Raw genomic sequence first — 26,943 nt, forward strand, 5'->3', positions numbered from 1 at the left:
TAAACCAATTTATGATTAATTCAAAGATGATATTCCGGATTCTGGGCTTTCTGCTTCTGATAGAAACAGCAATGCTGTTATGTTGTGGAGCGGTTTCTCTTTTTTATAAAGAGAATGACTTGCAGAGTTTCCTGATTTCATCTGCTGTCACAGCCTGTATTGGCTTTCTGCTGCTTGCCATCGGGAAAGACGCAGTGAAATCCCTGAATCGCCGCGATGGATATGTCATCGTCAGCGCAGCATGGGTTACCTTTTCCCTTTTCGGAATGTTACCTTATTATATAGGAGGATATATTCCCAATGTTGCGGATGCATTTTTTGAGACGATGTCCGGATTTAGCAGTACAGGTGCCACTATTCTGAATAATATAGAGTCGATGCCCCACGGAATACTTTTCTGGCGGGCTATGACGCAATGGATAGGTGGTTTGGGTATTGTATTCTTCACCATTGCCGTTCTGCCGATTTTCGGTGTGGGCGGAATTCAGGTGTTCGCAGCAGAAGCCAGTGGACCTACTCATGATAAAGTGCATCCTCGCATTGGCATCACTGCTAAATGGATTTGGGGTATTTATGCCGGAATGACGGGAACGCTGATTATTTTATTAATAGGTGGTGGCATGAGTATATTCGACAGTGTATGTCATGCTTTTGCTACGACCAGCACTGGTGGGTTCTCTACCAAACAGGCCAGCATTGAATATTACCATTCACCTTACATAGACTATGTAATTTCCATTTTCATGTTCCTTTCAGGTATTAACTTCACGTTGCTGCTGTTGATGTTTAATGGGAAGATTAAGAAGTTCCTACATGATGCGGAACTGAAGTTCTACTTTATTTGTGTTTCATTCTTCACTCTATTCATTGCTATCTGGCTCCATCAGACTTCTTCTATGGGAGTAGAGGAGGCATTCCGAAAATCGCTTTTCCAAGTGGTTTCATTGCAAACTTCTACGGGATTCGTCACAGCTGACTATATGCTCTGGCCTTCTATCCTCTGGGGCTGCCTCATTATTGTGATGATTATCGGAGCTTGTGCCGGCAGTACAACAGGAGGTATCAAGTGTATTCGTATGGTTATCCTGTTTCAAGTAGTGAAAAATGAATTCAAACATATTCTTCACCCTAACGCCATACTCCCGGTGCGGGTAAATAAGCAAGTTATTTCCCCTTCCATTCAGTCTACTGTATTGGCTTTCACCTTTTTGTATGTGGTCATTGTTATCATCAGTGTACTTGTCATGATGGGCTTAGGAGTCGGTTTTCTGGAATCAATAGGAACCGTAATCTCAAGCATAGGTAATATGGGACCAGGCCTCGGCAGATGTGGTCCGGCTTTCTCATGGAGTGCATTGCCTGATGCTGCCAAATGGCTGCTTTCTTTCTTAATGCTCTTGGGACGCTTGGAATTGTTTACAGTATTATTGCTTTTCACTTCCGATTTCTGGAAAAAGAATTAAGAATTCAATAAAGGTAGTCTGTTTAATGCAAAAGCTACAATAAGGAGTACATTATCAGGCTATTACAAAGAGTACTTATCTATTCATATATTCTCAACGATACTCACTGTAATGAGAAAAAATACTCATCGCAATGAGAAAAAGTTCTCATTATAGTGAGAATTCTTTCTCATTACGGTGAGTATTCTATCGTATTTCTACGCTGTTATCACATCAGACCTTTCTAAGTAAAATCTTTCTTACAACAGGCTTATTTATTTCATAAATTTTATTGATAAGAACATCCATTTCCTGTTGGCGAGCATCACGGACAGCTTCAAACATCATCTTTGAATACATATCACGACGTCCCTTCAACCAAACGTTTTTATCCAAATTTTCATCCATCACCTCGATCGCTTTTCTGTCGTCAGCATACAACAATCCCTTTTGCTGGAAAAAGCCGAATTCACACCACGCATATTCTCTGAATGTTCTTTCAATTTCCCAACGATATTCATTCAAGTGCATCACCGTCAATGCTTGTTGGTATTGGGGAGTTTTGGATTCAGCAGCAAGATTAATGCCCTTTGCCAGTTCATCTCCACTCCAGATTCCAATTTCTTCATCGTCTATCAACAACTTATAATTGCCTTTCAGTCCTGTTACTTTCAACGTTTCACGGTTCATCTCTTCCATAAAAGGAACAACTTTCAGCACTTCTGCCTGGCTCTTTTTCTGTCCCCAACCACGGGCAATAGTATCTAAAGGATAAGGAAGAGCTTCTGCCAAATAGTCAAAACTCAAATCTTTTCCGTTCTTCTTTATATTTGAAACGGTACAATTTTCCGACTTAACGACTTGTTTTTTATTAGCATTAATCTCCATATCCGCTACTTCTTTACCTACAAATCCCTGGGCTTTCAGGAAAAGATAGGCCATTACCATGTGTCCGTCGTTATCGGGATGAATACGGTCACTGCCACAAAGGGTAAAGGTAGGATCTTTCTGCTGATATTGCTGATTAATAGCTGTCATAGGAGCATTTAAATCGGTAAATTCCCAATTATTCTTAGCTGCCGATTCTTTCTGATATTCAACAAGCCGTTTGATGGTTTCATTTTTTGTCTTGAACGGTGTATTCTCTTTGAGTTGTACGGTTTCATCATACGGAGAAGTCCCGACCATCACGATACGGGTATCAGGAAGATCTTTAAAACGTTTCTCCATCTGCTGGTAATTCTTTATACTTTCCTGATATTTCTGCTCACCGAATTCTTTGGGCTTATCACCGTTGTATTCAAAATATCCGGAATCATTCATACCAAAAGTAACCATCAACACGGAAGGTTTCATCACAAAAATATCTCCATCCAGGCGTTTGTTCATATCATAGGCCGTATCTCCACCAATACCACCGTTGAAAACACGGATAGGCATATCCGGAAAACGAGTCATATAATATAACCAGATGTATGAATGGTAATGACCACCATCCGTTATACTATTTCCCAGGAACACTGCTCTCTCACCCTCCTTAAAAGGTTTCACAGTTTGTGCAAACGCAGCAGTACATGTCATACAAGCCGCTGCAATCAATACAAAAAGTTTTTTCATGTCTTAATTTCTATTTTATAAATACTATAAGTTTATATACATTAATTCTATCACTCTTCATGCGTTTCGTCTATTTCAGGTTTATCATTCTGAAATAGGCAAATTCCGCCGGAACCTCTTTCGCTCCACAGTGAAGCAACCCCGGACGTTGCACCCTGTCCCAACGAATCAGGGATTCTCCTTTTAAGGGAGTGTCCAGTATGGGGTTCCAGATCTTTCCATCTTTACTTTTATAGAAGTTGAAAATACAGCCTTGTTCGACTTCTATCTTCAAATAGATGTCTTTATCAACAGCACCGGATTCATAAAGGATGGATTCGGAATTTTCTTTTATAAATTTCAACTGCAACTGTTTTCCTTTGACTCCCCAGGTTATCAGATTCTTATCGTCACCGTATAAAGTTAATCCCTGCAAACTCTCATTAGCGTGAATCACTTTTGTCTCGCAACTGTAATGAGAAGACTGCGGACGCAAGCATAATGCCGTCCCTCGCTGATTGTCTTTTTTCGGAGTTCCGGATAGGGATAGCTTTCCTTTTTTCAGTACTATGTTGATATCCGAATAAGGATAGTTCCAAGTCCAGTCTACTTTCAGTTTGTTTTCTGTAAAGTGATCTTCAAAATCGGTAAGAGGCTGCTGGATGGTAGTTTTAAAAGGCATGGGTTGTTTGGCAATAGCCAGTTTCCCCGTTGTAAAGCGCACCCAATGGTCTGCTGTCATCTCCATTTCCTGCAGAACAGGTTGGCGTCCGGCATAAAATCCTTCTCCTTTCAAATAAGCATGACACATATAAAACATTTTTCCGTCGGGAGTCTTTACGACTGTGCCATGACCACATGAGAGATAATCACCCTCACCACCATGCAAAACGGGATTTCCTGTATATTTTTCATAAGGTCCGCAGAAATTTTTAGAGCGTGCTACATATACATCATAGTTACTGGAAGGTCCACAGCAACCATGGGCTGAATATATAATATAATAGTAGTCCCCTTGTTTGAAGTGGTACTGGCCTTCCATGCCTATCTCTTCGTCATCCACCAATAAAGAGAATGGTTCACCTTTCAGGTGCAATCCGTCAGCAGAAAGTTTACAGCCTAATAGTTCTATCGGGCGTTTGTCCAGTCCATACGCTTTCCAACTGATATATAGCTGTCCGTTGTCATCATAGATAAATGCGTCAATAGCTTCTGTGCCATAGGTGATGATCGGACCATGATCGGTAAATTCGTGTAAAGGAGAATCCGATGTAGCTACTCCGATATAGGAAATTCCGGTACTCTTTTGACGTGCGGTGTAGTAACAATAGACTTTGCTATTGTGATAAAACAGTTCTGGCGCCCAAAACGAATTTGAAGTCCAGGAAGGCTGTTTAGAGAAGATATGTCCTGCCTGTTTCCAATTGACCATATCTTTGGAGGTAAATACCGGATAGAAAGGAGCCCACTCGGAAGAGGTACCTGTGGCATAATACGTATCATCTATCCGGATGATGGAAGGATCGGGCATGTCGCCCCGAATGACCGGATTCATAAAATAATGTTGTTCTTGCGCCACAAGTTGCAGCGCAAGACAAACACTAAACAGAAAGATTGTTATCTTCTTCATGAACGTTTTCTTTATTTTTTGAGAGGATCATATACGGCAACTGCCACGCGTGAATCGGCACAGCCATAATATAAGAACCATTTCTGATTGTAGAATACAAGTCCTTCTATAAATACGGTTCCGGCTGGATATTGTCCGCTCTTTTCAAAGTCTGATTCGGGAATATAGAAAGGTTTATCCAAGCGATCGATTAGTTTAGTAGGATTTTTGGCATCAAATAAGGCTTGTCCGGCGCAATAAGAGTTGGCTGTATACAGTGTGTCTCCTTCTGCGCCCGATTTATTTTTGCCGTTATAAAATAAAAGGATTCCTTTGTCAGTCAGGATGGCAGGAGGACCACATTCGGTCAGGTCACTGTCGAACTTACCTGCGCGGGGAGTCATCACTTTCAGGAATTCTCCATTTTCATCCAACATCGGTTCCCAGTTGACAAGGTCCGTGGAAGTGGATACATTCACAAACTTTTCTCCCCAGTACATCCAGTATTTGCCGTCAATCTTGGCAATCACTTGTTTGCCGTCAATTAATTTGGTTACGATAGAGGCAGATTTGGAAAATTCATCTATGAATCTTCCGTTGTATGCTTTTGCGAAAGCCGGTCCATGTTTTTCCCACGTTTGAAGATCACGCGAGGTGGCCACTGCCAAACGTGCCTGTTTGCGGTTCCATTGTGTGTAATGCATTACGTAAAGCCCGTCTTCTGTTACAGCAACACGTGGGTCTTCGCAACCGCCGGGATTTTCCAGTTCTTTCTGACTATCGTCTGCCGGATAAAATACAGGTACGGACATTCGTTTGAAGTGTAGTCCGTCGTCAGAAGAGGCATATCCCAAACGGGAGGTACGTGATCCGATACCGGTTGCCGAGTTATCTTCAGCCCGGTAGAGGACTACTACTTTTCCATTATAAACAGTAGCAGCGGGATTAAACGTATCATTCGCTTCCCATGCTACTGAATCCTGTCTCATCGGACAATAGAAAAAGGTTGTAGTGTCAGGAGAAATAATCGGATTAATACCTTCCGGACGCTGGAAATCTGCCCATGCCCAATCCGGGAATTCAGATGTCTGCTTCTTCCCGCCACAGGAAGTGACTAATGCGGCAGCCATCAGTAGATAAGCTATGTTTTGTAGTTTTCTTTTCATTTTCACGTTTGATATTATAAATAAGTACTTTTACAAAATAATCTTAGATGGTTAGGAGGCACGGATTACACGGATTTCACGGTTTTTAGAGTGATGAATATATAGAACAACAGCGTTAATCCGTGTAATCCGTGCCTAAATTTATGATATAAACTTATATGCCTCGTTAATTTGCTTTAAGGAAAAGAGGGAGGTGTCACTTTAGTTCCCCACTTCACGTCAGGCTTGGACGAGGTAGTGTATTCTATTGTAGCCCCATTATTCAGTTGGTCCCAATCGATCCATGTACTGTCATACGGTTTACCGTTCAGCTTCATGGACTTGATATAAATATTCTTTTCCGAACCGCCTTTTATCACCATATCCCCTTTCTTCAAATGAACTTTCACGGATGAGAATATCGGAGTGTTCACCGTAAAGCCTCCCACTCCCGGTATTTCGGGATAAAGACCGATACAAGCGAACACATACCAGGCGCCCATCGTCCCTAAATCATCATTGCCCGGCAGACCATCAATTTTGCTTGAATACTGTTCATTCAATACACGGTTAATAATCTCCTGTGCTTTATAGGGAGTTCCGACCCAGTTGTATATCCAAGGAATGTGAAAACTCGGTTCATTGCCGGAAGCGAACCAGGCATCATTATAGCCGGCATCCAGACGAGTAAAGAATTCATCCAGGCGTTTTTCTGCCGCTGCTTTGCCTCCGATAATTTCTATCAGTCCGGCAATGTCGTATGGCACCATCCAGAAATAATTCTTATAGGTCGATTCACGGAAATCTTCAGTCAGTGGTTTCCACGAACCATCCGGATTACGTGATTGCAACCATCCGGTTTCCGGGTTATACAGATTCTTCCATGAACGTGCGAAATGGAAATAACGCCAGCTTGCAAACTCATCTCCTACGGCATGTAAGGCAAATTGTGCGATTGCAAAATCAGCGGAAGTATATTCTAGTTGTATAGAAGCGTTGTAATATCCTTTATCCAAATACTGTTTCAGTCCCGGACGAGCCTCAACCTCCTGTGACATTGCTCCCGGTTCTTCCGCTCCTTTTCTCATGGTTTTGAAAATCGGTTTCGGGTCATAATTGCGGGCACCAAAAGCGTAAGCATTGGATATCAGGATAGGAGTCGGATCTCCTTGCATCACGCCGGTCTCTATATTAGCCATCACCCAACGCGGGAAAGCACCACCTGCTTCTTCGGCAAACAATTGGTGAGAAATAACAATATCAGAGACTACTTCAGGATCAAGGATTGACAATAGTTGAATCTGTGTACGATAGGTATCCCAGTTGCTAAAAGAAGTATAGTGCTTGGAACGTGATTTATGCACTTTGAAATCAGCTCCCATGTATTCCCCATTCACATCACTACATACGTTCGGGTGAATGAATGAACGATACAGATGGGTATAAAATTGAGTGGTACGATCCGGATTGGTTCCTTCTACTTCAATCTTACCCAAATAATGATTCCATTTGGATTCTGCCTGATTCTGAATCTGCAGGAAATCCCATCCGGTATTCTCCGCTTTCAGATTCTCGCGTGCATTTTCTACTGATACATAAGAAACCCCAATCTTATATTGGATATTTTTCTTCTTATTTACATCAAAAGTAAAATAGACTCCGGAGTATTCTCCTTCAGCAAAAGTCGTGTTCGGCTTCAGTTCATTTCTTTTCCATGTTCCCGATTCCAACGCATCCGTATCAAACTCTGCTACAAAATAGACTTTATACGGTGTACGGAGTCCACAGAAATTACCACCTTCTGCATATCCTTCACACTTATTCGGTGCAGTAATAACGATGGCGGCCTGCTCTATCGGAGTAGCGGAAATACCTCCACCGATAATTACCGTACCATATTGCTGATCGGCCGGATATTCATAACTCGCCATACCAGTTCTTTCGGTCACAGTCAGTTTAGCTTTGATGTCTTCCTGCACCATTGCCTCATAATAACCTGCATGTCCTTTTTCTTCAGAGATATTGATACGATAGTTGAGAATATTGTCCGGAGACATCTTCAGTTTGCCTTTTACCGGAAAAGTAGGGAAGTTGCCCATGTGTTCGCAACCGCCGCCACTCAATTGGTTGATGACGAATCCGGAACGTTTGGAAAAGTAAGAGGGGGTAAACTGCACCATTCCATAAGGGTAGGTGGCTCCGGGATAAAGATATCCCGAAGTCAGACCCACACCTTTCGTTCCTATCAGGGTATTTACCTGACGGGAATAATTACTCCCGGCGCTCTGCGCCGAGAGACTCCCCCACCCTCCAATCAAAACCAATAATAAACCTGTTAAAACTTTATTTTTCATACTGTATTCTCGTTACACTTTTTAGTTTCTTATTCTTTCGACAAAGAGAAAGGAGCGGCATACTTCGACGTACATCGTTCTTTATTCGGCTGACTCCCCATTTCGAAGCGGATGATTCCTCCGTCTGCTATATCGTCGTATCTGATAAAATTCTTATCCAACACACGTCCATTTAAGGTAGCAGACTGGATATAGAGATTCTCTTTACTATTGTTGTTCGCTTCAATCACGAATTTATTGCCGTTTTCCATCGTTATAGTAGCTTTCTTAAATAACGGACTGCCAATTACATACTCATCCGTACCCGGACAAACGGCATAAATGCCTAATGAGCTCAAGATATACCATGATGACATACCGCCTTGGTCTTCGTCTCCCGGATATCCTCTTTCTGTGGAATTATACAATCTTTCAACGATCTGGCGTACCCAATACTGGGTTTTCCACGGTTGACCGGCATAGCTATACAGATAAGGCATGTGCTGAATCGGCTGATTGCCGTGTGCATATTGTCCCATACCTGCCAGTTCCATTTCTTTCATTTCATGGATCACTCCTCCGTAAGTTCCCGGTTTAATAGTGCTGGGAAGGGCGAATACCGAATCCATTTTGGTCGTAAATCTTTGGTCGCTTCCGAACAAGTCTATTAATCCTTCTACATCATGGAATACGGACCAGGTATAATGCCAAGCATTACCTTCGCAGAAAGGTCCACCCCACTCCAACGGGTCAAACGGTTCCTGCCATTTACCATCGACGCCTTTTCCACGCATAAAACCGATAGACGGATCGAATACGTTTTTATAATTATACATCTGACGGGCAAAGACTTCCTGATAATGTTTGTTTCCAGTCATCTTAGCCAGTTGGTAGCCACAGAAATCATCGTATGCATATTCCATTGTCTGTGCACTCGATCCCATTGATTCCGGATAAGGAACATATCCCAGTTCAAAATATTCTTTCCAGAAACCGCGTCCGTTGGCGCCTCCCCAAGGACCTTTATTCATGGCTTCGTGTGCGTATGCTTTCAAAGCTTTCTCCGGATCAAAAGTCCGAATCCCTTTTGCCCACGCATCTGCTAGTAATGAAATGGAATGATTACCCAACATTCCTCCTGTTTCTCCGGGAGCTGACCAGGAAGGTAACCATCCGCATTGTTCTTGTGCGGCAAGCAAGGCATTCATGTAACGTCCCTGCATAGTAGGATGCAGAATATTAGTTAATGGAAATTGAGAACGGAAAGTGTCCCAGAATCCATTATCAGTATACATATATCCGTCATATACTTTACCGTCATAAGGACTATAGTAATAAGGTTCTCCGTTTGCTTTACGTTCATAGAATTTGCGTGAAAAGAGATTGGCACGGAAAAGGCAGGAGTAGAAAGTTTTCATTTGTTCGTCTGTTCCACCTTCTACCTGGATTCGGTTCAATAATTCATTCCACGTTTTATGTCCACGTATTTTGGTGGTTTCCAAATTCTTATCTTTACCCAGTTCGTCGTTCAGTGTAATCACAGCCTGCTCTGCGCTGATATAGGAAGAAGCAGCCTTTGCCTGTACTTTCGATCCTTTCTTAAATTTGATATAAGCACCATAGCCTTTGCCTTCTCCTTCCAACTTTTTAGGGAAAATCTCATCTTTCTGATTTTCCCACATACCGTAATCCTCAAATACTTTATCGAACTGCACTACAAAGTAACTACGGAATGTCTTAGAGTTATTTACAAAACGTTGGTTATTCACCCAACCGGAAATTTGTCTCTTAGCCGGATCAATCTTGATTTCACTCATATCTGTATATCCGTCAATTACCAGATAGGCGTCTTCAGTAGAGGGATAAGAAAAGCGTAAATGTACACCACGAGTAGTTGGAGCCATCTCGGTTGTAATTCCATTATCCAGCATCACTTTATAATAATGTGGCTTGGCAATTTCATTATCATGGCTGAACTTCGTTGCCCGCATCTCCTGATTTACAACTAATTTCCCCACCATCGGCATAAAAGAATACACTGCATAATCACTCATCCACGGACTGCATTGATGGGATTGGCAGAATCCTCTGATATTATCTACTGCATATTGATATTTCCAGCCTTCTCCATTTTTCCCTGTTTGGGCAGACCACGTATGCATGGCATAAGGCATACCGGTAGTAGGGTATGTATTTCCATAACTTAATCCGAAATGAGAGTCGGTACCTTGCAGTGTATTGACATATTGCACCAAGTTTTTCATTTGGGCATATATACCTGTTGAGAAAAAAGAGAAGATCACTAAACAAATGAGTTTGTTCATGGTTATTTTTTTATGTGTTACATCTATTTCACTTGACAAATCGAAACTACTATATCTATTTATTACCATAAGTAATACCCTGCCAGTCATCTGTGCGGAAAGGAGATGCCGGAAGGTTAACACCATTATATAAATTACAGATTGGATTATCCGCCCAAGCATAACGCACCGCTATTGGGAAAGCAACTTCAGGAGATGAGACGATGATGGAATTACCATCAATCATAGCATCAGCCCAGTGAAACTTATGATCAACGCCAGAGATAGTAAATCCTTTTACTCAAGTGGAGCATCGTTATCGTACAATGATTCCCAATTAAATACACGATAGAAATAAGGACGATAAAAGTCGGCACTACCCGGTGCATTAAAATTATCCCAAAAGTTGGAACAGTCTGTATTGGTAGAGATCACCAATTCACCGGTACGTGATAAAGCCGGATGAATATTTACCATATAAACATGTTGATAACGTTGTTCGCCAATCTTATCAAGAAATTCGGGCAATGTAAAGAGAGTCTTTTGGTCGACAAACGGCCCATAAGGGTGCTTACTACGGAACATCAGCACGTCTCTCCCGAACCACATGGATTGTCCGATCATGTAGTAGGTATCACCTTTTTTAAATACCCAAGGCATAGAGCATGCACTTTCCAAAGGGATAATTGTAGAATTTTCAGCATCTTGGGTTGAGGGGTACTGCGTTGTCCACGAGAAATTTCCTTGCGGGTCGGCCACATAATATTCCCACTGGCTGCCAAGGTCGCGTGTAGCGGTACGTGCCACAGCCACCTTATAATTGGAAGTTGTGTAAAGATAGATATGTCCGTCTTCGTCTTCCCACATAGTGTCGCCATAACCTAAAGTGTGGTCGTTAAAATCATCATTACGACTGATAAGTTTCATATAAGTATCATCACCCGGCTTTCCTTCCAAGCTATAAGTAGCCAAGCAAGTACCAAAGCGACGCATCAAGTTGTTCGGATCGGTATTATCAACGGCTCCCCACAACATTTGCATCTGATTGTTATATATCGTAGCATCTCCTGCCCAATAAAGATAATCCTGATCGATTTCTCCAGCTTGTATTTTTTCATCCGAAAGTGTAGCTTTCGGATGACGAATGTGAGTACGTACCTGATAGTATCTATCCGCATTAGGATCGTTGGTTTGTACGTAATCAGCTAACCAAACAAGATTTTCATCCTTCTCACCAGGTGTTTGTACCATAATACTGTTACGCGGGAAACTACAATTACCTCGTGAACGATTTTCATTGATTACGCCATAGAAGCTATCATTGAACGACCAAAATATATTCCCGTCAGGCAAACCAGTGGTGAACACACCGTCTCCTCCATTCCAGCCCAACGACCGAGTGAAAAGGGCATTGTATTTCAAGTCTTTGTAGACGAACACTTTCCAATATTGTCCTGATCGATTTGGCATTAGTTCGAGATTCCATTCGGAATCAATTTGAGGCATCTTCACTTCTGAATTGCCGTAATAAGGTTCTTGCTGGTCACCACATGCTCCTCCAGCGAGGAGTGCGATACTTAGGATAAGATGAATTGGTTTCATGTTTAATAAGATATTTAAGATTATTTAATTTGTTTCTGCACCTGTAAGGCCGATAATACAAGCCATAAAGGTTGACAAAAAGATGCGTCTCATAATGTTATACTATTAGAGTTTAGGATAAAGACGATTCAGGAATGAAAAACCACTAATTCGGATAATTCTTTCTTTAGATGTATTTGATTTACTATCATTGCTCGAATAATACAATGATCTTTTCACTGAATAATAATACGTGAAAAAAAAGTATTGGGTTTAGTGGTGTATATCTTGTCAATCGTCTTAATACAAATTCAAGTCGTGAATTAGTCTCGGCTTATTGGCTTTAAATTGTTTAATTTTAATTTTATAAGTTTTACTATGAAATTGTACATGAAATCATTAATGCTACTCCTATTTTTAGGAACAGTTGCGTCCTGTAATGACAGTTTCCTCGATCAAACCCAAACTTCGGATTTAAATCGTGAGACCGTTTTTGCAGATAGTACGTATACCGCCAACTTCCTGACCGGAATTTATACCGACATCGGGTTTGATATCAACTACAACCGATGGACATACCTTTTGGCTAATGGTGGTGGGCTGCAAAGCGCTTGTGACGAAGCTGAATTTTATCCTTCGTCAACCATCTGGACAAACATGATGTTTGCTACCGGTACGGTTAATCCGGTTACGGTGAGTGATGACGCATGGTCGAAATGCTACACCAACATTCGTCGGTGCAACGTATTCCTCGCCAATATCGACCGATCACCGATGGTACAGAGCCAGAAAGCTCAATACATATCCGAAGCACTTTTCTTGCGTGCCTGGTACTACTTCATTCTGATGAAACACTACGGCGGTGTACCAATTATTGGTAATAATGTATATGATGCTACTTCGACAATGAAAACCTCGCGTAATACATGGGCAGAATGTGTAGAGTATGTGACCCATCAATGTGACTCTATCGTCCAACTCAATGTACTTCCCGTGAGACGAACTGGTCAAGAAAACGGTCGTGCCTCATCGGCAGCGGCATTGGGTCTTAAAGCCCGTGTCTGCCTCTATGCAGCCAGTCCATTATTCAATGGAAGTGATTTCGCTCCTACCGATACCAAAGAATTAGTAGGCTATCCCTCTTATGATAAAGAACGTTGGAAAACGGCAATGGATGCTGCCCGCGCAGTAATCAACCTAGGAACCTATAATCTCTTTATTAGAAGTAAAGATTTGAACGGCAAAGCCGAACCTGGTTTCGGATTCTACGTCGTATTCCAAGCCGGTGATACACGAAATGCCAATTTGACCGATGATGATGGTAAAAACAATAACGGAGCCTTTGCCGGCAATATCCTCGACCGTAAGTATCAACGTGAGTCTGGACATGAAGCTGCTTACTATCCCCCTAGTGGCAGTCACTCCGGAACACGCCACGGCGGGTACATATACAAAGAACTGGCAGATGCCTTCCCTATGATTGACGGTAAACCGATTAACAATAGCCAATACACATTCGATCCTTTGAATCCCGCCAAAAATCGCGACCCACGTTTCAACAACACTGTGATTTATGACGGTGCATTAGTTCCTGCCGACGATACTTACAGTGCTACCACAGTTGTTAACACATGGATTGGCGTAGGGCAGACAAGCGATGCCGTATACCAAGGCACTGCCACCGGTTTCTATGTACGCAAGGGATGTGATCGCTTATGTAAAGGTAGTACATGGAACCCAAGCCGTCACAACGATTCACTAATACGTTACGCCGACATTTTACTGATGTATGCTGAAGCAGCCAATGAATATCATGGTCCCGATTTCGAAGAAACACTAGGCGGGCAACAACTCGGTTGCTATCCTATATTAAAACTCATTCGCAAGCGTGCCGGCATCGAGCCCGGTGCAGATGGTATGTATGGACTTGAAAAGAATATGACACAAAAACAGATGCGCCAAGCCATTCAGGAAGAACGCCGCCTTGAATTTGCTTTTGAAGGACATCGCTTCTTTGATGTACGCCGCTGGATGATTGCTCCACAAACCGAAAGCAAAACCATGCATGGCATTGAAATCACTCGCGCCACTGACGGAACAAAGACTTGGAAAGAATTTGATGTACGCACGCATGTATGGCGTCCGGCTATGTACTTCTTCCCAATTCCTTACAATGAAACGGTGAAATCGAAAGATTTGCTACAGAATCCCTACTATAACTAATAAAATACCCAAAATATGAAACATAGCATACATTTGGCGGCAATAGCCTTGCTGACTACTCTGCTTGTGACATCGTGTGATACGTTCTCTGCTCCTGCTGATCCTGACAAAAACACGGAGCAGGTCAAAGACATATCAGGCACGTGGCAACTCACCACAGTGAGCCGCAACAGTAATGATATTACCGAGACCATGGACTTCAGCCAGTTCCAAATTGACCTGAAGAAAGATGGTAAGTACACAATTGAAAACTATCTGCCTTTTGTGGTACGCCACAATGGCACGTGGAAAGTTGACGATATCTATTATCCTTTTCGCCTCTATTTCACAGAAGATGGAGCCACGGAGCAGGCCAGTACCGATATCCTATTCCCCATTACCAATGGCGAACGTAACATCGTGATTACTCATAGCCCCGGATGTGGTTCGAATACCTACACCTATGTATTCAAGAAAATATCAGAAAACTAAAAATCATAACGCTTTATGAAAAAGAAATTAATCAGCTTGCTTCAACGCAAACGGCACATCGTAGCGTTATCAACTATACTTATGACTTTTGTCGTTATGAGTTGCCTCTTTATCGATTCTGTCGATATAACCCAAATGATAGACGGAAAAGCCGTAAACTATGCAAAAGCCGGAACGACTGCCACTTTCAAAATGCATGGACACATTAAGGTTGAAGGAGACCCACGCAATGACAAACGACTTGTTTTCGGTTTCTTGGCTCCTAAAAGTTGGAATCTGGCACAAAATGCCAGAGTTTCATATATAGAAGATACATTTGATCCGAATATAGGTGAGCAAAACATGACACTTATACCATCGACCGAACAGCCTAGCAATAAACCAGGATTGTCATGGTCGGCCGCTCTCATGCAAGAATACGGTGTAGGTACCAATATTCTGGAAGATATGGAATGGGCAGCCTATTGGACAAAACCCTATAACGGCGTTGCAGGGGAGATTCATTTTACAATCTATGTCCGTGTACCGGTAGGAAACAAAAATCTGCGTTTTAAGCCATCATTCTTTATTAACAGTACTGACGATAACTTCAGTACAAGTGCAGATGCAAAGAAATGTGAGGAAGCCGGATGTTTTGAGGTAGTAGAAGGTGAAGGACTTGTTACTGACTTCTGTAGCGAACACTTCAACAAAACTACTCCATTGACAGCATTGCAAAACGATTTTGTTACCTTTAGCTTCATAGGAGGCATGGACGAGGATAATGCACTTGTCAAGGCCGATAAGATCTATTTTGAAGGAACGGCGGTAGGTAGCGACGGACACCGTTATACCGTAAATGAGAAAAGTGACAAGACCCTGATGAAACGAGAGAATCAGTATACAAAAACATACAATATCACATTTTGGCCGGAAGGGTTCTTCAATGTACCTGAAGGAACAGAGCTTGTAAATATTGAATATGCCTTCACCAATGCCGATGGATCTATCTCCATTACACAGTCTGATGATGACTTCGTAATGTTAAATATACCTCTCCCTCCGCAGAAGGAACCATTCATATATACGTTCTATTGCGAGTGATAACCTTATATTCTACTGATAATGAAACAGAATATGTATAAAATAATAACGACGGGACTACTATGTGTAGCTGCCGTCGCACTAAAGGCACAAGATGCACCGGCAGACAGTGTGGCGCACACTAAAAGTAATACCCTAGGAGCATCTTCGACGGTTTATACCAACGACTTGGTAAAATATCAGTCGGCTACCATCCTTACCGGATTGCAAGGACGATTGAAAGGTCTTAATGTATCGCCTTTCCGTGGCATGCAACTGTTACGGACTGAGGCCAATACCAAATCCGATATAGTAGGAGCTATTCCTAATGTAGGTGGAGGTATCTACGGAGATAATTCGGAATTTCTCATTTCAGCACGCGGACAGTCACCTATAGCCATTGTCGACGGTGTGGAACGTGACCTGTATTCCATAGATCCCGAAGCCATTGAATCGGTTACCATTCAAAAGGATGCTCTTTCCAATATGTTTTTAGGAATGCGCAGTTCACGTGGTGCATTGATTATCACTACCAAAAATCCTGATGCAAAAGGTGGTTTCCATCTCTCACTCACCGGAAAGTTTGGTATATCCAGTGCATTGAAATCCGGTCCAAATCCACTTTCGGCTTATCAATATGCTTATTTGCTCAACGAAGCATTGCTTAATGATGGCAAGTCACCGCTCTATACGTATGATGATTTTGAAGCCTATCGCAATGGAACTTCCCCTTATCTGCATCCCGACGTAAATTGGAAAGATGCTATTATGAACAATTCTACTACGTCGCAAGCCTATAACCTGAATGTAACAGGTGGCGGACGAGTGGCTCAATACTTTGTAAGTTTGGGATATTACAGCGAAAACGGATTGTTCAAGACGAGCGATGCTAATAGCTACAACACCAATTTCAAGTACAACCGGTATCTCATCACATCGAAGGTAAACATCAACGTGACAGATGAATTTAAGGTAAGCATGTCTTTAATGGGACGTATAGAAGAAGGAAACCAACCTGGAGGTATTTCGGGGACAGGATACAGCGACCTTTTGAGCAACGTATGGCAGACTCCCAACAATGCTTATCCCGTCTTAAATCCCAACGGTACGTATGGTGGTAACGCTTCGTATACCCAAAATCTCTATGCACAGACCACTGGTTCGGGATATATCTCAAGCAATACCCGCGACGTCGTAGGAACCATTAATTTGAAATATGACTTCGATAAATTGGTGAGAGGACTTTCCGTTGGTGCAACGGGAAACATCTCATCGCAAGTGCGCAATGCTATCGTTCGTACCAAACAGGCACAAGTATTTCAATACAGCATAACCCAACAAGGCAACGAGGCTTATGACAAGTATGGAGATGTGAGTTCACAAACCAACAGTTACCGTTCAGTATCGACGTACCAATATATGTATGGCAAAATGTATGTAGACTGGGAACGCCAATTCGGTATGCATGGTGTAAAAGCTTCACTTTGGGGCGATACACGTACTATACTCAACAACTACGACCTGCCTATGATTCCGTCGAACATCGGACAGAAAGTTGAATACAATTACGATAACAAATACTTCGCGCAAGCAGCCGTAACGGAAAGTTATTACAACCGCTATGACAATGGACGTCGCTGGGGAACATTCTGGGCAGTAGGTCTGGGTTGGGATATCAGCAAAGAGAAGTTTATGGAGGCATCGAAGATAGACCAACTCAAGTTACGTGCTACCTACGGTCATACAGGAAATGGAATCGACAATGCCGGTTACTTCAGCTATTTAAAGAGATACAATGAAGATGGCGGATTCTGGTATAGCAACGGTACATCCATGAGCAACGGAGGTTCAGTGTCGGAAATATCCCCATTGGCTAATACCCTCCTGACATGGGAAAAAGGAAGGAAGGTCAATGTAGGTTTAGATTTAACCTTGTTAAAGAATCGTTTGACTCTCTCGGCCGACTATTACAATGACTACTACTATGACATATTGCAATCACGTGGTAAGAGCATCGAATTGCTGGGTATTGCTTATCCGGCAGAAAATATCGGAAAAACACGTTACTACGGATTGGAAACACAACTTAGCTGGCAAGATCACATCGGCAAGGTAAACTATTATGTATCAGCCAACTGGAGTATGGAACAGAACAAACGGTTGTTCATGGACGAGCAATACGTACCTTACGACTATCTGAAAATGACAGGTCAACCCACCGGTACCATCTACGGATTGGTAGCTACCGGATTCCTCACAGCTAAAGACATAGCCGATGGTTATCCCGTAATGAACGGCTTCAACAATATTCAAGCGGGTGACGTGAAATACAAAGACATGAACGGTGACGGCGAAATCAACGAATTCGACCGTACTGTGATTGGTGGCGACAAACCGACTTGCTATTTTGGTATTGATTTAGGCTTTGAATGGAAAGGGTTGGAAGTTACAGCACTTATCCAAGGTGCTTACAACCGCGACTTATATAATAGCGACCGCACGTTGCTCGAAGGATTCCAAGTGATCGGACAAAGCTACGGACAAGCTTACACCAATTTGCTGAATCGTTGGACACCCGAAACAGCTGAAACAGCTACGTATCCGAGACTGACTGCCGGAGGCAATATGTACAACTACGGAAACAACTGGAACTCTTCACTCTTTGTACAGAACGGCAACTATATTCGTCTCAAGAACGCCACCGTATCGTACAAACTACCCGAAAACTTCTGCCGTAATTACTTAGGCGGACTGCGCGTGAAGATATTTGTACAGGGACAAAATTTACTCACATGGTCACGTACCCGCTTGCAAGACCCTGAAGTTACTTTCACCAGCTATCCGTTACAGCGCACCATTACGACTGGAATCAATCTTAACTTCTAATAAAAATGATGGATATGAAACAAAATAAATATGGCACATGGGCAGTAGGAGCATTTATGCTGTTATTGAGTGCTGCCGCATGTACAGACAGTTATGAGAGTACGCCTGTAGATATGTTTACAGAAGATTATCTCTTCTCGAAGACCGACTCCAACGGAACTGTAGTACGTAAATACCTCAACCGCATCTACTATTACATGCGTAATGGACACAACGGCGTAAATGGTGACTACCTGGATGCCGCTTCCGACGATGCGCTCTCTGTTATTTCGTCCGAGTCCGATGTATACAAACTGGCCATCGGACGTTACAGTGCCTCCAATCTTATTAACTCGGATATGATTTGGAGCGACCCTTATTTGGTGATTCGCCGCGTGAACATTCTGTTGAGTGGCATTGACGTAGTACCTTTCAACACTACTTACACTGATGCACTCGGTAATACACGCAGGCTCAATGATTCTATGAAAGCCGAAGCCCGGTTCCTGCGTGCTTACTTCTATTTTGAATTGGTGAAGCGCTACGGTGGAGTGCCCATTATCGGTGATAAAGTGTACGAATTGAACGAAAACATCGAATTGCCACGTAGCACGTTCGAGCAATGTATCAAGTATATTGTAAGTGAGCTTGACGATATCAAAGATGACCTTCGTTCGCTGCCACTACCTGACGCCGCCGCCAGCGCACACGTAGTAAACACACAGGCTGCCCAGGCACTGAAGATTCGTGTATTGCTCTATGCAGCAAGTCCGTTATTCAACGAAAAGCCCATTGAATCTGGTAACGAGTTGATAGGTTATGCCTCTTACGATCGCGAACGTTGGAAAATAGCAGCCGATGCCGCCCGCAACTTTATTAACACGTACGGAACAGGTGACGGAGCTATCATGGGACTTGACGATAATTTCAAGAATGTATTTACCAATTGGTATTCAAACGAACATAAAGAAGTTATCTTCTTCCGTGAAAACGCAATGGATAAGACGGTGGAAACAGCTAACGGTCCATTGGGACTTAGCGGTGCCAAACAAGGAAACGGTCGCACCAATCCCACACAGAATTTAGTCAATGCCTTTTTAATGAAAGACGGTCACTTTATCAATGATAAAGGTAAATATGAATACAATGAACAGCTTCCTTACGCACAACGTGATCCACGCTTGGAATATACCATTATACACAATGGTTCGTCATGGGTGAACTCTACGATGGAAACATGGCAGGGTGGAGCCAATAATCCTCTTGGTTCGTCGTACTCGCTCACGAGTTATTACATGCGCAAGTTTATGGGTGATTTCGAAGCAGCCAACGAATATCAAGACACACAACACAACTGGGTGATGTTCCGTTACGCCGAAATACTTCTGAACTTTGCCGAAGCCGAAAACGAATATTTGTCTACTCCTTCGCAAGCTGTATATGATGCTATCATCGCCCTGCGCCGACGTGCAGGTATCGAACCTGGTGAAAAGAATTTGTATGGACTAACAACCGATGAGCTGACACACAATTTGACGCAAGCCGAAATGCGCAAAGTGATTCAGAATGAACGCCGCATTGAATTGGCTTTTGAAGAGCATCGCTATTGGGACATTCGTCGTTGGCGACTTGCCGAACAGGTCTATGCACAGCCTATTCAAGGAATGTACATCACTAAATCACAGACTTCCACGACCTACGTTCCGCAAGCTGTGCTCAATGTACAATGGGACAATAAACGTTATTTCTATCCGATTCCTTATTCGGAAGTAATAAAAAATAAGAATATGGTTCAAAACCCTAATTGGTAATATCTTATGAAAAGAGTAATTATAACATTCTTGTGCCTCCTCTGCATTGTACAGGCATACTCCCAATCGTTTACGATAAGCGGTACCATTATTGATGGGGAAAGCAACGAACCGCTTATCGGGGCGGGTATTCTGGTAAAGGGAGCCGGAAGGGGTACCATCACCAATATAGATGGAAAATATTCGCTGGAAGTGAAACGCGGCGAAACATTGGTATTTTCGTTTGTGGGCTATCAAAATCAGGAAGTCGCAATAACGAATCAGCGCACACTGAATATCGCATTGAGGGTTTCCGAAGCCAACAACCTGAACGAAGTTGTTATCACAGGTCGCGGTAGCGCGAAACGTATCACTCTGACCGGTGCTGTGAGCGGTATTCAAGCCAACGAATTGCGTAGAGTTCCTACAAGTAGCTTACAGAATACATTATCGGGTAAACTGCCCGGCTTCTTCAGTCAGCAACGTTCCGGTCAGCCGGGAAAAGATGCTTCCGACTTCTTCATCCGTGGTGTCAGTTCCTTGAATGAGGACGGCAACAAGCCGCTTATTATGGTTGATGATGTGGAATACAGTTACGAACAGCTGTCACAAATCAATGTCAATGAGATTGAAAGCATATCTATTTTGAAAGATGCATCCACTACTGCTATTTATGGTATCAAGGGGGCTAACGGTGTGTTGGTAGTCAAGACACGTCGCGGTGAAGAAGGAAAACCAGTGATCCATGTACGTGCAGAAGCCGGCGGTCAGATACCTGTCCGTAAACCCAACTTCTTAGACTCATACAACACCGCCCTGTTAGTCAACGAGGCACGTACTAACGATGGTTTGACTAAAATGTTTACACAACATGATTTGGAACTGTTTAAAGACGGTTCCGACCCATACGGACATCCTAATGTAAACTGGTACGACGAAGTGTTCAAAAAATCGGCTATGCAGTCGAACATCAATGTCGACGTATCGGGTGGTACCAAACGTTTGAAATACTTCGTATCCGGGGGTTATTTCTCACAAGGTGGTTTGGTTCGTAACTTTGCTAAAGCGGATGACGATGTGAATACCGGCTATTTTTACCGCCGTTTTGACTACCGTACCAACTTGGACTTTACTGTTACTGATAATCTGACTATGCGTCTGGACTTCAGTTCGCGCTTCATGAACATCAACGAACCGAGTAGTCTGAATGCTACAGGCGAGATTTACAATTTCACCGCCATGCACCCCTATTCGGCACCGGTACTCAATCCGGACGGATCGTATGCTTATCTTTCAGATGTGGACGGTTACGGACCTACATTGAATGCACGTTTGGCTAACGAAGGTTACACGCGTACACGCCGTAACGATAACAACATTCTCTACGGTGTGAACTGGAAGATGGATTGGCTTACCAAAGGATTGTCGGCCAATGCACGTATCGCTTACTCTACCATTGATGAAGTCTTCCGCAAGGTAAACCGGGGAAAAGATGCGTACCCTACCTACCACTACGATCCTACTACGGATCAGTATAACATCAACCCCAACCGTAAATATGCTTATTCACAGTATGCTCTGACGGCCGGAACCAACCAGGCTGTGAAAAATCTGGATGTTCAGGCCTCCATCAACTATGCACGCATATTCAATGGAATACATGACGTTAGTGCCACGTTACTGTATAGCCGCCAAAGCCGTACCGTAGAAAAAAATCCAGACGATACAGGAGAAAAGATTCCCGAAAACTTTCAGGGCCTTACCGCTACCGTAGGTTACAAATATAAAGATAAATATCTGGTCGACTTCAATGTTGCATACAACGGTACCGACCGTTTTGCCGAAGGACACCGCTACGGAATATTCCCTGCTATTGGTGTGGGTTGGCGTATCTCCGAAGAATCGTTCTTCAAGGATAACATATCTTTCATCCAACTATTGAAAATCAGAGCTTCGTATGGTATTGTAGGTTCGGACGTAGCTATGGGTAACCGCTACCTTTACAACCAGATATATACAGCAACTGATAATGCTTATAATTTCGGACAAAGCGATGTCACTTCCACTGCTATTACGGAAGGTGACCTTGGTAATAGCAGTGTGACATGGGAAGAAGCTAAGAAGTTTGATATAGGTCTCGACTTCAATGCATTCGACCGCTTCGCATTTACTTTCGACTGGTTCTATGACAAACGATACAATCAGCTTGTGAAACGCAATGACATACCGCAGATCTTAGGTGTGGGTACTTCACCTATCAACGTGGCACGCACCAGCAATATGGGTTTCGACGGACAGATTGGTTATCAAGACCGTTTCGGTGAGTTCAACTTCAATACCAACTTCGTATTCTCGTATGCTAAGAATAAGGTAGAATTTAATGCCGAAGCACAACAAAGATACGATTGGTTGTCGGCAACAGGTCGCCCTATCGGTCAACCATTCGGTTACACTTGGATAGGTTATTATACACCTGAAGAAGTGGACTTGATTCATGCAGGAGCCGCAAATGCACCGGCTGTGCCTAATACCGATGTGCCTATCCAAGCCGGCGACTTGAAATACAAAGATTTGAACGGAGACGGTGTTATCAACGACTTCGACAAGGGAGCTATCGGTAAGCCAAACTTACCCAACACCACACTGGGATGGACAATCGGTGGTTCGTGGAAAGGATTGTCAGTGAGCGTACTCTTCCAAGGTTCGTTCAACTACAGTTTCTCGGTAAACGGCACAGGTATCGAACCTTTCAAGAGTCAATTCCAACCTCTACACCAGAAACGCTGGACATTGGAACGCTACCTGAACGGTGAAGCCATCGAATTTCCGCGCTTAACAAGCAATCCGTCAACTGTAAACAGCGCAGCAGCGTATATGTCCGACTTTTGGTTAATTGATGCTTGGTACATCCGCTTGAAAACCATCGACGTCTCCTATCAAGTGCCCACAAAAGTGTTGCCTTCATGGCTTACAAACCTCCGTGTCTACCTCAATGCTTACAATATGTTTACATGGACAAGTTTTGATAAGTATCAACAAGACCCGGAAATCAAGTCCAACTCCGCCGGTGATGCATACATGAACCAGCGCGTGTTTAACTTAGGGGTACAACTTACATTTTAATAAACCGATAAATACTCATAATAGTATTGATGTAGAAAGGGGATGCGTCCATGTGATGCATCCCCTTTTTACTTTCTGATAAGAGTATGATATATAGCCAGAAAAGCGACATATAATATCCTATTCAAACGGGTAAACCTTCCAATGCAATCTGGCTAAATCGTTCCTGATAAACTTACATCATAATCTAGTTTCAGTCGTTTTAGTATTGTTCACAAACTCCTTGATAGAAGAAGATAGCAACCAAAAGCGAATTACAATATCCCCTACAGAGAGAGATTTAAGATAAGGAGGAGGAGTACTTTCAATACTTTCAGTCTCTTTGCGTTTGCCGGTGGATCTATATATCCAGTGTGGTGTAGATATATAATCACCATACTGGATATATATATACCTGACACGTAGTCTAAAGAATACAGAGCGGAAGCCTGGCAACGCTGAAATACAGGCTTAGAATCATTGATATGCAGGATGAGAATCATTAACACGTCAGGTGAGTAAAACAGAGCCTCTGTTTAAGTGAAACGAAGCCTGCATTTCACTTAAACAGAGGCTCTATTGAACGAATATAGAGGCTCTAAAAAAGAGACTGAACTCATCTCTCTTTTTTGCTTTCGGTTCGCTTTCAGTCAACAACCTTTTTTACTGATGTTTTTGACTGGAAGCTATTTTTAGTAATCACATTTGGATTATAAGGATGAAGTTTAGTTCTAAACAGTACAAAAAGAAGATGGTTAAATAAACGAACTCCTCATTTATTGTATTCTCCCTTACAATTTCACTGTAATGCCTTTAGCTATATCACCAGAAGATTTATAAGTATGGCCAGCATGCAATACTTCTACCTTTATCATTCCAAAATCAATTTGGTCTTCCCCTTTATCGTCTGTCACTTTTACAATAAGATGATGCCCGTCTACTAACTCTGCTTTAAAAGTTAGCTGTTTATAATCTCCTTTCTGAAATCCCCATCCATCTCCTTTGTCCCAATACAGGGAGCCTTCCGCTTTGCCATCCTCATCCGGGCAAACAACTAAAGTCAATGGGTCGAATGAATTTTCATTCACATTCTGAATTATTTTGCCTACTGGAATAATAGAACCACCTCTCACTTTTAATTTGGCCTGATATTTACCTTTTGTATCTCCTTTAACCAAAGATAAATTTTCCCAAATTCCTTTGGGTAGAGAAGGATTCTTTGCAAATGCAGGAATTATCAACAGGTCTGTCCCCAACATGAAAGCTTGCTCTTCAGCACGCAAACTTTCATCTTTCGGATCGGCAAAGAAAACCGGAGCCATCACAGGCTGTCCATCTTTATGAGCCACATGAAAAGCAGTGTAGAGATAAGGCAGCAAACGGTAACGACGTTCTAATGCCATGCGTGATTCCTTTTCTATATCTTTAGTAAATGCCCACGGTTCCTTGTTATTTGTATCACAGGAAGCATGTCCTCTGGAAAAAGGGAAAAATGCACCGAAGCCTAACCAGTTTCCCCACAAATCGGGAGTCGTATTCCCAGCAAATCCACCTATATCCGGACCATTGAAAGGCTGACCGGACAACCCCAATGTAATAGACATCGGTACAGAAAGTTTCATCTGTTCATAAGTAGCTTCGTTATCGCCCGTCCACATGGCTGCATAACGCTGTCCGCCAATAATATTGGAGCGGGAAAGAAGAAATGGACGTTTGCCTGGATTAGCAGCCATCATGCCATTATAAGAAGCTTCGACCATCAGACGACCATAAGCGTTATGATACATTAAATGGCTACCAATAGGTAAATTGCCTCCTCCTAAATGAATATTGTTCTCCGGCATCGTTCCCCCAGGACCATCAAATACAGACGGTTCATTCATATCATTCCAAATGCCATCTATTCCATTAGCCATAAAGTCTTTATAAAGTCCGGACCACCAAGTGCGCGTCTCCGGACGGGTAAAGTCAGGAAATGCGCAAGCACCCGGCCATACTTTCCCGTGAAACTCATTACGATAGATATCACAAACAAAAGCATTTTGCTCTTTTCCGGTTTTATACACAAAATAGTTATCATCCACTTTTACGCCTGGATCTATCATATACACGGAATGGAATCCATTATCATGCAGATACTTATTCATGCGCTTCGGATCTGGAAAATCCCTGTTATTGATCGTGAATACACGGAATTCATCCATATAGTTGATATCAAACCATATTACATCGCACGGTATCTTCTTTTCACGAAAAGTATTGGCAACTTCTTTCACTCTAGCTTCCGGCACGTAAGAAAAACGAGACTGATGATAACCAATTGCCCATCTGGGAGGCATACTTATAGTACCGGTCAATTCGGCAAGTCCTTTTAATACAGCTTGCGGAGATTCACGATCTATGATATAAGTACGAAAAGGTGCTCCTTCAGTATTAAATTCAATTTTATCTGAATTAGTAATCAATTCAGCCTTCCAAAAACTATCAAACAATACGCCAAATGCTGTCCCGTCCGGACGAACACCCAATACCCACGGATGCGTTTGATACAGACGTGAGCCACCATCAACCCGATACATACCATTATCCGTATTCCACATTTTAATCTTTTGCCCATTACGCAGCAACGGACCGGTCACTTCACCACCTCCATACAGACTTGTTCCGGCTGGAACATCCAATGAGGCATTTGCCTTGCCATCAGTCATCGTAAATTGAGGAACTAATTTCCAGTTTTCCGGTACTTCACCTTTCTTTTCCGGTTCATGGGAGAGAATTAATGAAGGCGTACGGGAAACATCATACCCTACGGGGATAAATTCTACAATTCCATTTCCTACCAGTGTTACTTTTTCTGTTTTTATATTACCTGCCCAAGCTACCTGAGCCGTAAAGAAGAAAACAGCCATTTGCAATAACGATATTCTTTTTCTCATTTAAATATTATTTTAGTTATTAGTTCCGCCAACGGATTTTAGTCTGGCAATTTCATAATCAAAAGCTTGGAAAACAGTCCTCATGATATCATATTTTCATTTTGGTCAAACAGGATTTCCAGCAACTCCTCCGGTCACTCATAAAAGAAGAATAAACAGACCGGAGGAATATTGTGGAATTTCAAACACCAATCCTAACTTTTTACCTATATCTATTGAACTTTATACTATGAACGCTTGAAATTTAAGAAACCACTAAAGAGAAATTTAAAAAGAATCATATAAAAATAATAATCAAGGCGATTAACTTCAAGTCAATTCACAAGACAATTTTCCTAAAGTTAATTTTGTTTCTGCACAGATTTAAATTAAATGATAATTTAGTTTATTACGGTACGTTTTTAAATGTATCAATAAAAAATTCAGCAGTCTCTAGAGAAGATTTTTGGTTCTTCGTCAAATTTGGTGGTAATCTCTTTTTTATT

14 protein-coding genes and 1 pseudogene are annotated in these 26,943 nt (G+C 42.4%); 7 read left to right on the forward strand and 8 right to left on the reverse strand.

Annotated features, from left to right (window positions below; all coding sequences use genetic code 11):
* Positions 1-11 precede the first annotated feature (11 nt).
* Entirely contained in the window at positions 12-1,463 is a 1,452-nt protein-coding gene (locus DWZ47_RS07530; RefSeq protein WP_004315050.1) for a TrkH family potassium uptake protein, read from the forward strand.
* A 213-nt stretch (positions 1,464-1,676) separates the two neighbouring features.
* Here DWZ47_RS07530 and DWZ47_RS07535 read toward each other — a convergent pair whose 3' ends face one another.
* The 7 genes and pseudogenes from DWZ47_RS07535 to DWZ47_RS07565 all read right to left on the reverse strand — a co-directional run bounded on the left by DWZ47_RS07535 (position 1,677) and on the right by DWZ47_RS07565 (position 12,030).
* On the reverse strand, positions 1,677-3,059 hold the full coding sequence (locus DWZ47_RS07535) for an SGNH/GDSL hydrolase family protein (protein ID WP_004315049.1): 1,383 nt from the start codon (positions 3,057-3,059) through the stop codon (positions 1,677-1,679).
* 70 nt (positions 3,060-3,129) lie between these two features.
* Positions 3,130-4,668, reverse strand: a complete 1,539-nt coding sequence (locus DWZ47_RS07540; RefSeq protein WP_004305313.1) for a family 43 glycosylhydrolase — start codon at positions 4,666-4,668, stop codon at positions 3,130-3,132.
* An 11-nt stretch (positions 4,669-4,679) separates the two neighbouring features.
* Positions 4,680-5,813 (reverse strand): glycoside hydrolase family 130 protein, encoded by a 1,134-nt coding sequence (locus DWZ47_RS07545; RefSeq protein WP_117512696.1) that lies wholly within the window; start codon positions 5,811-5,813, stop codon positions 4,680-4,682.
* A gap of 176 nt (positions 5,814-5,989) precedes the next feature.
* Entirely contained in the window at positions 5,990-8,146 is a 2,157-nt protein-coding gene (locus DWZ47_RS07550; protein WP_004305315.1) for a GH92 family glycosyl hydrolase, read from the reverse strand.
* A 29-nt stretch (positions 8,147-8,175) separates the two neighbouring features.
* Entirely contained in the window at positions 8,176-10,449 is a 2,274-nt protein-coding gene (locus DWZ47_RS07555) for a GH92 family glycosyl hydrolase (RefSeq protein WP_117512697.1), read from the reverse strand.
* 55 nt (positions 10,450-10,504) lie between these two features.
* A pseudogene (locus DWZ47_RS07560) lies at positions 10,505-10,729 on the reverse strand (9-O-acetylesterase); the annotation flags it as partial.
* The gene (locus DWZ47_RS07565; RefSeq protein ID WP_117512698.1) at positions 10,726-12,030 is read right to left on the reverse strand and encodes a DUF5005 domain-containing protein; all 1,305 of its coding nucleotides are present in this window, start codon (positions 12,028-12,030) and stop codon (positions 10,726-10,728) included. The gene DWZ47_RS07565 and the pseudogene DWZ47_RS07560, both read right to left, overlap by 4 nt.
* Positions 12,031-12,387: 357 nt before the next feature.
* Between DWZ47_RS07565 and DWZ47_RS07570 the strand changes: the two genes are divergently transcribed.
* Genes DWZ47_RS07570 through DWZ47_RS07595 form a run of 6 tightly spaced genes read left to right on the forward strand, consistent with a single transcriptional unit; the run spans position 12,388 to position 23,543 of the window.
* A complete protein-coding gene (locus DWZ47_RS07570; RefSeq protein WP_117512699.1) occupies positions 12,388-14,232 on the forward strand; it encodes a RagB/SusD family nutrient uptake outer membrane protein in 1,845 nt (614 codons plus the stop codon).
* Positions 14,233-14,247: 15 nt separating this feature from the next.
* A complete protein-coding gene (locus DWZ47_RS07575) occupies positions 14,248-14,703 on the forward strand; it encodes a DUF5004 domain-containing protein (RefSeq protein ID WP_004301484.1) in 456 nt (151 codons plus the stop codon).
* A 15-nt stretch (positions 14,704-14,718) separates the two neighbouring features.
* Positions 14,719-15,786 carry a DUF4961 domain-containing protein gene (locus tag DWZ47_RS07580; RefSeq protein ID WP_008777404.1) on the forward strand — a complete coding sequence of 356 codons (1,068 nt, stop codon included), beginning with the start codon at positions 14,719-14,721 and terminating at the stop codon, positions 15,784-15,786.
* A gap of 33 nt (positions 15,787-15,819) precedes the next feature.
* On the forward strand, positions 15,820-18,651 hold the full coding sequence (locus DWZ47_RS07585) for a SusC/RagA family TonB-linked outer membrane protein (RefSeq protein ID WP_032849841.1): 2,832 nt from the start codon (positions 15,820-15,822) through the stop codon (positions 18,649-18,651).
* 14 nt (positions 18,652-18,665) lie between these two features.
* Positions 18,666-20,441, forward strand: coding sequence for a RagB/SusD family nutrient uptake outer membrane protein (locus tag DWZ47_RS07590; protein WP_117512709.1), 1,776 nt, complete (start codon positions 18,666-18,668; stop codon positions 20,439-20,441).
* 6 nt (positions 20,442-20,447) lie between these two features.
* A complete protein-coding gene (locus DWZ47_RS07595; protein WP_117512700.1) occupies positions 20,448-23,543 on the forward strand; it encodes a SusC/RagA family TonB-linked outer membrane protein in 3,096 nt (1,031 codons plus the stop codon).
* Between the two features lie 770 nt (positions 23,544-24,313).
* Here DWZ47_RS07595 and DWZ47_RS07600 read toward each other — a convergent pair.
* The gene (locus tag DWZ47_RS07600) at positions 24,314-26,458 is read right to left on the reverse strand and encodes a TIM-barrel domain-containing protein (protein ID WP_117512701.1); all 2,145 of its coding nucleotides are present in this window, start codon (positions 26,456-26,458) and stop codon (positions 24,314-24,316) included.
* Positions 26,459-26,943 lie beyond the last annotated feature (485 nt).

The organism is Bacteroides sp. AF32-8BH (genome assembly GCF_003435205.1).
Classification (GTDB): Bacteria; Bacteroidota; Bacteroidia; order Bacteroidales; family Bacteroidaceae; genus Bacteroides; species Bacteroides ovatus.

Coding starts and splice junctions, on each gene's coding strand:
- DWZ47_RS07530 (WP_004315050.1), top strand. CDS start 12: ATGATTAATTCAAAGATGATATTCCGGATTCTGGGCTTTCTGCTTCTG.
- DWZ47_RS07535 (WP_004315049.1), bottom strand. CDS start 3,059: ATGAAAAAACTTTTTGTATTGATTGCAGCGGCTTGTATGACATGTACT.
- DWZ47_RS07540 (WP_004305313.1), bottom strand. CDS start 4,668: ATGAAGAAGATAACAATCTTTCTGTTTAGTGTTTGTCTTGCGCTGCAA.
- DWZ47_RS07545 (WP_117512696.1), bottom strand. CDS start 5,813: ATGAAAAGAAAACTACAAAACATAGCTTATCTACTGATGGCTGCCGCA.
- DWZ47_RS07550 (WP_004305315.1), bottom strand. CDS start 8,146: ATGAAAAATAAAGTTTTAACAGGTTTATTATTGGTTTTGATTGGAGGG.
- DWZ47_RS07555 (WP_117512697.1), bottom strand. CDS start 10,449: ATGAACAAACTCATTTGTTTAGTGATCTTCTCTTTTTTCTCAACAGGT.
- DWZ47_RS07565 (WP_117512698.1), bottom strand. CDS start 12,030: ATGAAACCAATTCATCTTATCCTAAGTATCGCACTCCTCGCTGGAGGA.
- DWZ47_RS07570 (WP_117512699.1), top strand. CDS start 12,388: ATGAAATTGTACATGAAATCATTAATGCTACTCCTATTTTTAGGAACA.
- DWZ47_RS07575 (WP_004301484.1), top strand. CDS start 14,248: ATGAAACATAGCATACATTTGGCGGCAATAGCCTTGCTGACTACTCTG.
- DWZ47_RS07580 (WP_008777404.1), top strand. CDS start 14,719: ATGAAAAAGAAATTAATCAGCTTGCTTCAACGCAAACGGCACATCGTA.
- DWZ47_RS07585 (WP_032849841.1), top strand. CDS start 15,820: ATGTATAAAATAATAACGACGGGACTACTATGTGTAGCTGCCGTCGCA.
- DWZ47_RS07590 (WP_117512709.1), top strand. CDS start 18,666: ATGAAACAAAATAAATATGGCACATGGGCAGTAGGAGCATTTATGCTG.
- DWZ47_RS07595 (WP_117512700.1), top strand. CDS start 20,448: ATGAAAAGAGTAATTATAACATTCTTGTGCCTCCTCTGCATTGTACAG.
- DWZ47_RS07600 (WP_117512701.1), bottom strand. CDS start 26,458: ATGAGAAAAAGAATATCGTTATTGCAAATGGCTGTTTTCTTCTTTACG.